7 protein-coding genes and 1 pseudogene are annotated in these 7,689 nt (G+C 65.2%); 7 read left to right on the top strand and 1 reads right to left on the bottom strand.

Translation table 11 applies throughout. The features are described from left to right. Nucleotides 1-1,641: methyl-accepting chemotaxis protein (locus KHO18_RS27505; RefSeq protein ID WP_211944254.1), on the bottom strand; the 1,641-nt coding region annotated here is incomplete at its 3' end. A gap of 906 nt (nucleotides 1,642-2,547) precedes the next feature. Here KHO18_RS27505 and KHO18_RS27500 point away from each other — a divergent pair. From KHO18_RS27500 to KHO18_RS27470, 7 genes and pseudogenes are all read left to right on the top strand, one after another. Further along, the gene (locus tag KHO18_RS27500) at nucleotides 2,548-2,868 is read left to right on the top strand and encodes an RNA chaperone Hfq (RefSeq protein WP_144202913.1); all 321 of its coding nucleotides are present in this window, start codon (nucleotides 2,548-2,550) and stop codon (nucleotides 2,866-2,868) included. Between the two features lie 237 nt (nucleotides 2,869-3,105). Continuing rightward, entirely contained in the window at nucleotides 3,106-4,296 is a 1,191-nt protein-coding gene (locus KHO18_RS27495) for a FliC/FljB family flagellin (protein ID WP_144202915.1), read from the top strand. A 127-nt stretch (nucleotides 4,297-4,423) separates the two neighbouring features. Beyond that, nucleotides 4,424-4,801, top strand: coding sequence for a flagellar protein FlaG (locus tag KHO18_RS27490; RefSeq protein ID WP_144202918.1), 378 nt, complete (start codon nucleotides 4,424-4,426; stop codon nucleotides 4,799-4,801). Between the two features lie 49 nt (nucleotides 4,802-4,850). Further along, nucleotides 4,851-6,266, top strand: a complete 1,416-nt coding sequence (gene fliD, locus KHO18_RS27485; protein ID WP_144202921.1) for a flagellar filament capping protein FliD — start codon at nucleotides 4,851-4,853, stop codon at nucleotides 6,264-6,266. A gap of 15 nt (nucleotides 6,267-6,281) precedes the next feature. Beyond that, entirely contained in the window at nucleotides 6,282-6,731 is a 450-nt protein-coding gene (gene fliS, locus KHO18_RS27480) for a flagellar export chaperone FliS (protein ID WP_144202924.1), read from the top strand. Between the two features lies 1 nt (nucleotide 6,732). Then, nucleotides 6,733-7,065, top strand: a complete 333-nt coding sequence (locus KHO18_RS27475; RefSeq protein ID WP_144202927.1) for a flagellar protein FliT — start codon at nucleotides 6,733-6,735, stop codon at nucleotides 7,063-7,065. 77 nt (nucleotides 7,066-7,142) lie between these two features. Continuing rightward, nucleotides 7,143-7,689 (top strand): annotated as a pseudogene (locus KHO18_RS27470) (flagellar hook-length control protein FliK); the annotation flags it as partial.

Here is a 7,689-nt window from a genome sequence, read left to right as displayed (position 1 = left end):
AGCCTTGGCCTTGGCCTTGGCAGGGGCGGCGATGCGCGGCGCAGCCGTCACCACGGCCGCGTGGGCATGCGCCTCGGGGGCGCGCACGCCGCCCAGGTCGAAGCGCGCCACCTCGGACACCAGCCCGCCGGCCTGCTGCATCAGGCTCTCGGCCGCCGCGCTGGCCTGCTCCACCAGTGCCGCGTTCTGCTGCGTCACCGATTCCATCTGGGTAATCGCCAGGCTGACCTGCTCGATGCCGGCGGTCTGCTCCTCGCTGGCCGCGCTGATCTCGCCCATGATGTCGGTCACGCGGCGCACGGCGCCAACGATATCGTCCATGGTCTTGCCGGCCACTTCCACCTGCTTGGCGCCGTCCTGTACCTGACGCACCGAGCTGTTGATCAGTTCGCCGATCTCCTTGGCCGCCGACGACGAGCGCTGCGCCAGGCTGCGCACCTCGGCCGCCACCACGCTGAAGCCCCGGCCCTGCTCGCCGGCACGGGCCGCTTCCACGGCCGCGTTCAGCGCGAGGATGTTGGTCTGGAAGGCGATGCCCTCGATCACGCTGATGATCTCGGCCACGCGCGCGGAGGACTTCGAGATACCGTCCATCGTGTCCACCACGCTGCGCACCACCCGGCCACCTTCCGTGGCCACATCCGAGGCGTTGACCGCCAGCTGGTTGGCCTGGCGGGCATTCTCGGCGTTCTGGCGCACGGTGGAGGTCAGCTCTTCCATCGAGGCGGCAGTCTCCTCGAGCGAGGCCGCCTGCTGCTCGGTCCGCTGGGACAGGTCGGTATTGCCGATGGAAATCTCGCGCGCCGCCGTGTCGATCGATCCGGCGGCCTGCTGGATGCCGCGCACCAGCACGCCAAGCTGGCCGAAGGCACGTTCCATCGCGCCGAGCATGCGGCCCATCTCGTCCTGGGTGCGCACGGCAATGGGATGGCCCAGGCGGCCCTGGGCTAGCGCCTCGGCAGCGTCCAGCGCCTGGCCGGCCGGGCGCGTCACGGAGCGGGTGATGGCCAGGCCAAGCAGCGCGGCGATCACGGCGGCAGCGGCCGCCAGGCCGATCAGCAGGTTGCGGGCAAAGACATATTGGGCGGAGGCCTCGCCCACGGCGTCGACGGCCATCTTCCGGCCCATCGAGGCAAACTGGTCGAGATTGTCGAAGTAGGCGGCCTGCGCCGCCGGCAGCGTCACGATCAGGCCAGCGCGCGCGCTATTGAAGTCACCAGCGCGCAGTTGCTGCATGACAAGGTCAAGCTGCCCGTTGTAGGCCTTGCGGGCCTCGGTCAGCTGCCCGAACTTCGCCATGGATTCGGCGCGGCCACTGGCGGTGACGACCTTGCCGAAGGCATCGAGGCCGGCGCCCATTTCCTCGCGCATCTTCGTGATCGCGTCCGCGTTCTGTGCAGCCAGCGCCACGTCCTCGGTCAGCGCGCCGTCGCGCACCAGCACGCCGATCATCAGCGCGCTCTCCTTCACGCGGTTCAGGTCAATCACGCGCAGCAGCCGCTGCTCCACCGCCTGGTGCATCGCCTCGTTCATGCCGCGCAGCGCGGTCACGCCCACGGCCGCCACGGCCGCCAGCAGCAACACCACCGCACAGAATGCCAGGGACAGTCGTGCCCCGATACCCATGTTTCGCAAGCCCATCTCAGCGTACCTTTCTCTCTTTTTTCGATGTTCGGATGGTCGTCTGGCGTCCACCGGAATCCGGGTGTCGCCACCAGCGCTATCGGGCAGGCCGGCGCGCTTCTTGAGCGGAAAATCGAAATAGGGGGAAAAGTGCCGGTAGTTCGTCAAATTGCCGCGTCAGCGCGTGGCGTCTAATCTGTTCCGGGCACCCCGGCCCGGCCGACCACGGCCACTGCGGCACCAGACCGCGACGAAACGACGAGGGCAAAAAAAAGAAGCCCACGCGCGGGGTGCTCGTAGGCTTTCAGGACTGCTGTGAAAGACCGGGGGTAAACCGGTCCGAACCTCGGAATATAAACCCGCTTACATGAGGTGTAAATCGAGCTTCTATCAGGGCATACCCTGATGGCGGCTGTAACGAATTGAGCACTTTCGTGATCCATGTCCTGCCATGCCGCACATTCGGGCATATCGGCAATTATCGGCAGCGTCCCGCAAAGCTTTAGCCCGAGCGGATGGCGGCGCAAGCGTTGCTTTCTGTCAGGCCCTGATAGCGAAAGGTGCTACTTCAATCACACCGACTACATCAATAAAATAAATAGAGCTTTACCTCTAGACCTCGTCTGCTAGCCGACTTTGTCAACACTTGTAAAATTTTGTTACCCTCCCGGCTGAAGTATTCCCCTTCTCTCTTCGCAGGGCCGACCGAACCGCTCGGCCGGATAGCGCCATTCCCCCGTTCGGAAGGCGCGCCCGCTATTGTGATGAAGGTGAGCCCCTGCCGCGGCTCCGAGAGCGAATGTTTCATATCACGCCAGGATCAGGGCGCCCCGCCCGTCACTTTTAGTGCGACCTCGATCCATGCGCCTGGTCCTCGGACCATTGACAGCCGCCAGAACCCTCGCGGGCTCTTCCGGAGAAGTTGTGAAGCAGGAAAAAAAGGTCCCCCGTCCCAGCCGAAAGTTGCAGCATCTGCACTTTGCGGCCCACAGCGCCAGCCGCAATACCGTCATCGTGCACCTCTCCAATGGCACGCGGCTGACCGGGATCGTGCTGGCCTCGGACAACTACATGATTCTGCTGGGCAAAACGGGCGAGGACCCCTCGCCCACGGTGGTCTACAAGCGCGCCATTACCGTGGTGACGCCGGCGCACGCGCCGGAAGCCGATGCGGCGGTGCTGGACGCCGAGGCGTCGCCCGATTTCGTGCGTCTATATATACCGCGCACCCGCAAGCGGCGCTGACGCCGCCGGGCCGGCCCGCACCGGCGGCGCCCCGTTCTTCCCCCGGGCAGGCCGGCATCCGCAATAACGCCGCGGGTTTCCGGCCACACCCGCAAACTCTCGCAAAGATCACTCTAAAGTCTCCTACCGCCCTGTCGATAACCCTTGCAACGGAGGCACTCTACGCCCTGCAACGCAGGCAGCCAACGTTACGGCACCCGCCGGAATGCCTAAAACATTGCAAATAGGAGTCGTACCATGGCGCAAGTCATCAACACCAACATTCTGTCGCTGCAAACGCAGAGCAACCTGAACACGTCGCAATCGTCGCTGAACAGCGCGATCCAGCGTCTGTCGTCGGGCCTGCGCATCAACAGCGCCAAGGACGATGCTGCTGGTCAAGCCATCGCCAACCGCTTCACCGCCAACATCAAGGGCCTGACGCAAGCTTCGCGTAACGCCAACGACGGTATCTCGATCGCGCAAACGACCGAAGGCGCGCTGAGCGAAGTCAACAACAACCTGCAACGTGTCCGTGAACTGTCGGTGCAAGCCGCCAACGGCACGAACTCGTCTTCGGACCTGAAGTCGATCCAGGACGAAATCAAGCAGCGTCTGTCGGAAATCGACCGCGTGTCGGCTCAGACCCAGTTCAACGGCGTGAAGGTCCTGGCCAAGGATCAAAACATGTCGATCCAGGTTGGTGCCAACGACAGCGAAACCATCTCGATCGCCCTGAAGCAAATCACGTCGAAGACCCTCGGCGTTGCTGGCTTCAGCGTTGCCGGCCCGCAAGGCGCCACGGCTTCGATCGGTTCCGCCGCTGCGCAGACGGCTCTGGGTTCCGCCACCCCGGTGACGGCTGCTTCGGCAACCGGCATCGCCGCCGCTGACATCCAGCGCGCTCTGGGCCTGAACACCTCGGCTGCCATCAACTCGCAATCCGTCGTGACGGATTCGAAGGGCAACTGGTTCGTGCAAGTGAGCATGACCGGCCTGACCGCCGCCGACGACGCCGCTCTGTCGTCGAAGGGCTTCGCTGGCAACGGTACCGCCACGTCGACCACGATGTACATCGCCGTCAAGCCGACCGACGCTTCGGTGTCCGGTTCGACCGCTGGCTTCACGCTGACGGGTTCGTCGCTGCAAGCTTCGGACTTCCAACAGGCCGCCACGACCAACCCGCTGGCAACGCTGGACTCCGCGCTGGCTTCGGTTGACAGCCTGCGTTCGAGCCTCGGTGCTGTGCAAAACCGTTTCGAGTCGACGATCAACAACCTGAGCACGACGGTGAACAACCTGTCGGCTTCGCGTTCGCGCATCGAAGACGCTGACTACGCAACGGAAGTGTCGAACATGACCCGCGCGCAGATCCTGCAACAAGCTGGTACCTCGGTGCTGTCGCAAGCGAACCAGACCACGCAAAACGTGCTGTCGCTGCTGCGTTAATCGCCGCGCCGCAAGAAGGCCGGGCCGCAAGGCCCGGCTTTTTTGCCGGAATGTTTTGCAGGCAGCCCACTGCCTGCAAAGCGTTTCAACCGAGCAGAACCCCTCGCCTCACCGGACGGAGCAAACCATGGCAACTCCCAATCCCGTTTCCACTCCGGCGGCCCGCATTCCCGCCGACACCGTGGCCATCGCGCCGGCTTCCGCCGCCCCGACCGCCACGGTGAAGGCCGTTCGCCCGTCGCAGGAAGCCGACCGCGCGGACACCCGGCCCGCCGCCGACGCCCCTGCCGATACCGCCGCTGCGGTGCAGGAGCTGGTGGACGTGCTGAAGACCACCTCCATTGGCCTGCGCTTCGCCATCGACGACCAGACGCATCGCGTGATCACCACGGTTTTCGACAAGGAGACAGGCGAGATCATCCGGCAGATGCCGAATGAAGACGTTGTGCGCCTGGCGCGCGCGATCGACAAGCTCCAGGGTTTGTTCGTGAGCCACGCCGTCTGACATCTGCAACCTCCCAGTTGAAGTCAAAAAACAATAGGTAGAAAAAGACATGGCAATCTCTTCCATCGGTATCGGTTCCAACCTCGAACTGCAAACGCTGCTCGACAAGCTCCAGGCAGCCGAAGAACTCCCGCTCACGCAGATCAACAACCAGGCCAAGAGCTACCAGGCCAAGCTGTCCGGCTACGGCACCATCAAGAGCGTGCTGGATGCCTACTCGGCCGCCGCCAAGACGCTCGGCACCGCCGCCACGTACAGCGCCGTCAAGGCCAGCGTGACCTCGGACAGCGTGCTGAGCGCCGCCACCGACGCCACCGCCGTGGCGGGTAGCTACCAGATCGACGTGACATCGCTGGCCACGGCGCAATCGCTGGTCTCGAAGCAGGTAACCGACAAGAAGGCCGCCATCGGCGGCGGCACGATCACCGTGGACTTCGGCGCCGACCTCGCCACGGGCGGCACGCCGACCAGCACCAAGACGGTGACGATCGGCTCCGACACCTCGCTGGAAGGCATCCGCGACTCGATCAACAAGGCCAATATCGGCGTGACCGCCAGCATCATCAACGACGGCTCTGGCACGCCCTATCACCTGGTGCTGACGTCCGACAAGACCGGCACGCAGTCCGGCATGCGCGTGAGCGCCAGCGACAGCGCCGTGAGCGACGTCGTCGCCTACGACCCCGCCCTGGCCACGCAGCCGAACGGCATGTCCGAGAAGGTGGCCGCTGCCAACGCCGCGCTGAAGATCAATGGCATCGATGTCACGAGCCAGAGCAACACCGTGGTGGACGCCGCCCAGGGCGTGACCCTGACGCTGAAGTCCAAGGGCACCACCAACATGAGCGTGACGCGCGACGACGCGTCCATCAAGGCTGCCGTGCAGGGCTTTGTCACCGCATACAACAACATCCTGACGGCCGTCGGCTCGCTGACCACGTTCGATACCGAGGCCGGCACCGCCGGCGCGCTGAACGGCGACGGCACGCTGCGCAACATCACCACGCGCCTGCGCTCGATGCTGAACACCCCGATGTCCGATGGCAACGGCGGCTCGCTCACGCTGTCCGACCTCGGCATCGAGTTCAACGTGACGCCCGAGAACGCCGGCAAGCTGGAAATCGACGACGACAAGCTGAACAAGGCACTGGCCGGCGGCGTCCAGGGCCTGTCGAACTTCTTCTCGGGCGTGAACGGCGCCGCCGGCATGGGCAAGACCGTCACCGACTATGTCGACTCGCTGAACGGCACGTCTGGCGCGCTGACGGCTGTCACCGACGGCATCACCGCCACGCTGAAGGACCTGGAAGACAAGTACACGGCCACGCAAGACCGTGTCACGTCGACCATGGACCGCTACCGCGCCCAGTTCACGCAGCTGGACCTGCTGGTTTCGCAACTGAACCAGACCAGCAGCTACCTGACGCAGCAGTTCGCCGCCATGAACGGCACCAGCAGCAAGTAATTTAACGGAGGCAACATGTTCGCGCGCCAAGCCATCAACGCCTATGCCCAGGTCGGCGTACAGACCGGGGTCATGAGCGCCAGCCCGCACAAGCTGATTGCGATGCTGTACGACGGCGCCCGCTCGGCCATCGCCCGTGCCAGGTTCCACCTGGAAAATGGCGAGCTGGAGGCGCGCGGCAATGCCATCTCCAAGGCGATCAACATCATCGACAACGGGCTGCGCGCGGTGCTGGACCACGAGGCCGGCGGGGAAATCTCCGCCAACCTCGAATCGCTGTATGAATACATGACCCGTCGCCTGATGCTGGCCAACCTGCGCGGCGACGCTACCCTGCTGTCGGAAGTGGATGCCCTGCTCGAGAATCTTGCCTCGGCCTGGACCGCCATCGACCCGGCAGCGCCCACTGACGCCGAGCCCGCTGCACCGACCGCCATCACGCAGCCCGCCCTGCAGGAATCCTGAGATGTTCGATATGTCCCCCATCGTCAGAAGCTACGAAGAGCTGCTGGTGCTCTCGGAGCAGATGCTCGAAGCCGCGCGCGCGTCCAACTGGGATGCGCTCAACGATCTCCAGCAGGTCTACATGGCCGAAGTGGATCGCCTGCGCCTGCTCGATCACAGCAAGCCGTTCACCGAGAACGAACGCCTGCGCCGCTTCCAGTTGCTGGAGCGCATCCTGGCGTACGATGCCCGGATCCGCGACCTGACCATGCCGCGCCTGGCCCAGTTGGGCGAACTGCTGAACAGCTCGCGCCGCAAGCTCGAGTTGTCCGCCGCCTACGGCGCCACCGCCTGATTCCACCGCCCTTCCGTGCTTGCGGAAGGGATCGACCGACGCGTATCACGTCCATCGCCAACCGCTGACACGCGCCCATGACTGGCATCCAAATCCCGGCGGCCCTGGTGCCCCACGCCGCACCGGACACGCAACTCTCGCGCCCGGCGCTGGCCATCGACAAACTCGCGGCCCTGATGCCGGTGCAGGAGGTCTCCCAGGGCGACGTGCAGTCGTCCACGGGCGAGACCGTCCAGGCCCGCCAGCCCAACGTGGTCGGCCCCGGTGGCATGGATGCGCGCGGCAACGCGCTGACCAGTTCCACGCGCGAGACCCTGAGCTTTGCCGCGCGCGCCATCCTCGATCTGTTCGAATCGGGCGACGCGCAGCCGTTGCAGACGCGGGCCCCGCTGCTGTCCACCGCGCCCGGCGCGGGCAACGCATCAGCGGCCACGCTGTCCGCAGCGCTCGCCACGCTGGTCGACCAGAGCGGCTTGTTCTACGAATCGCATGTGGCGCAATGGGTGGTGGGCCAGCGCCCGCTGTCCGCCCTGCTCCAGGAACCGCAGGCCGGCCTGCGCCCGCCCCCCGCGCCCAACTCGCCCGCCCAGCCGGCCTCGCCAGCGGCAACGCCGCCGCAGCAAC

The sequence above is a fragment of the Cupriavidus campinensis genome (genome assembly GCF_905397395.1).
GTDB classification, from domain to species: Bacteria; Pseudomonadota; Gammaproteobacteria; order Burkholderiales; family Burkholderiaceae; genus Cupriavidus; species Cupriavidus campinensis.
The sequence above is the reverse complement of the archived record's forward strand: the minus strand, read 5'-3'. Positions and strand labels throughout refer to the sequence as shown.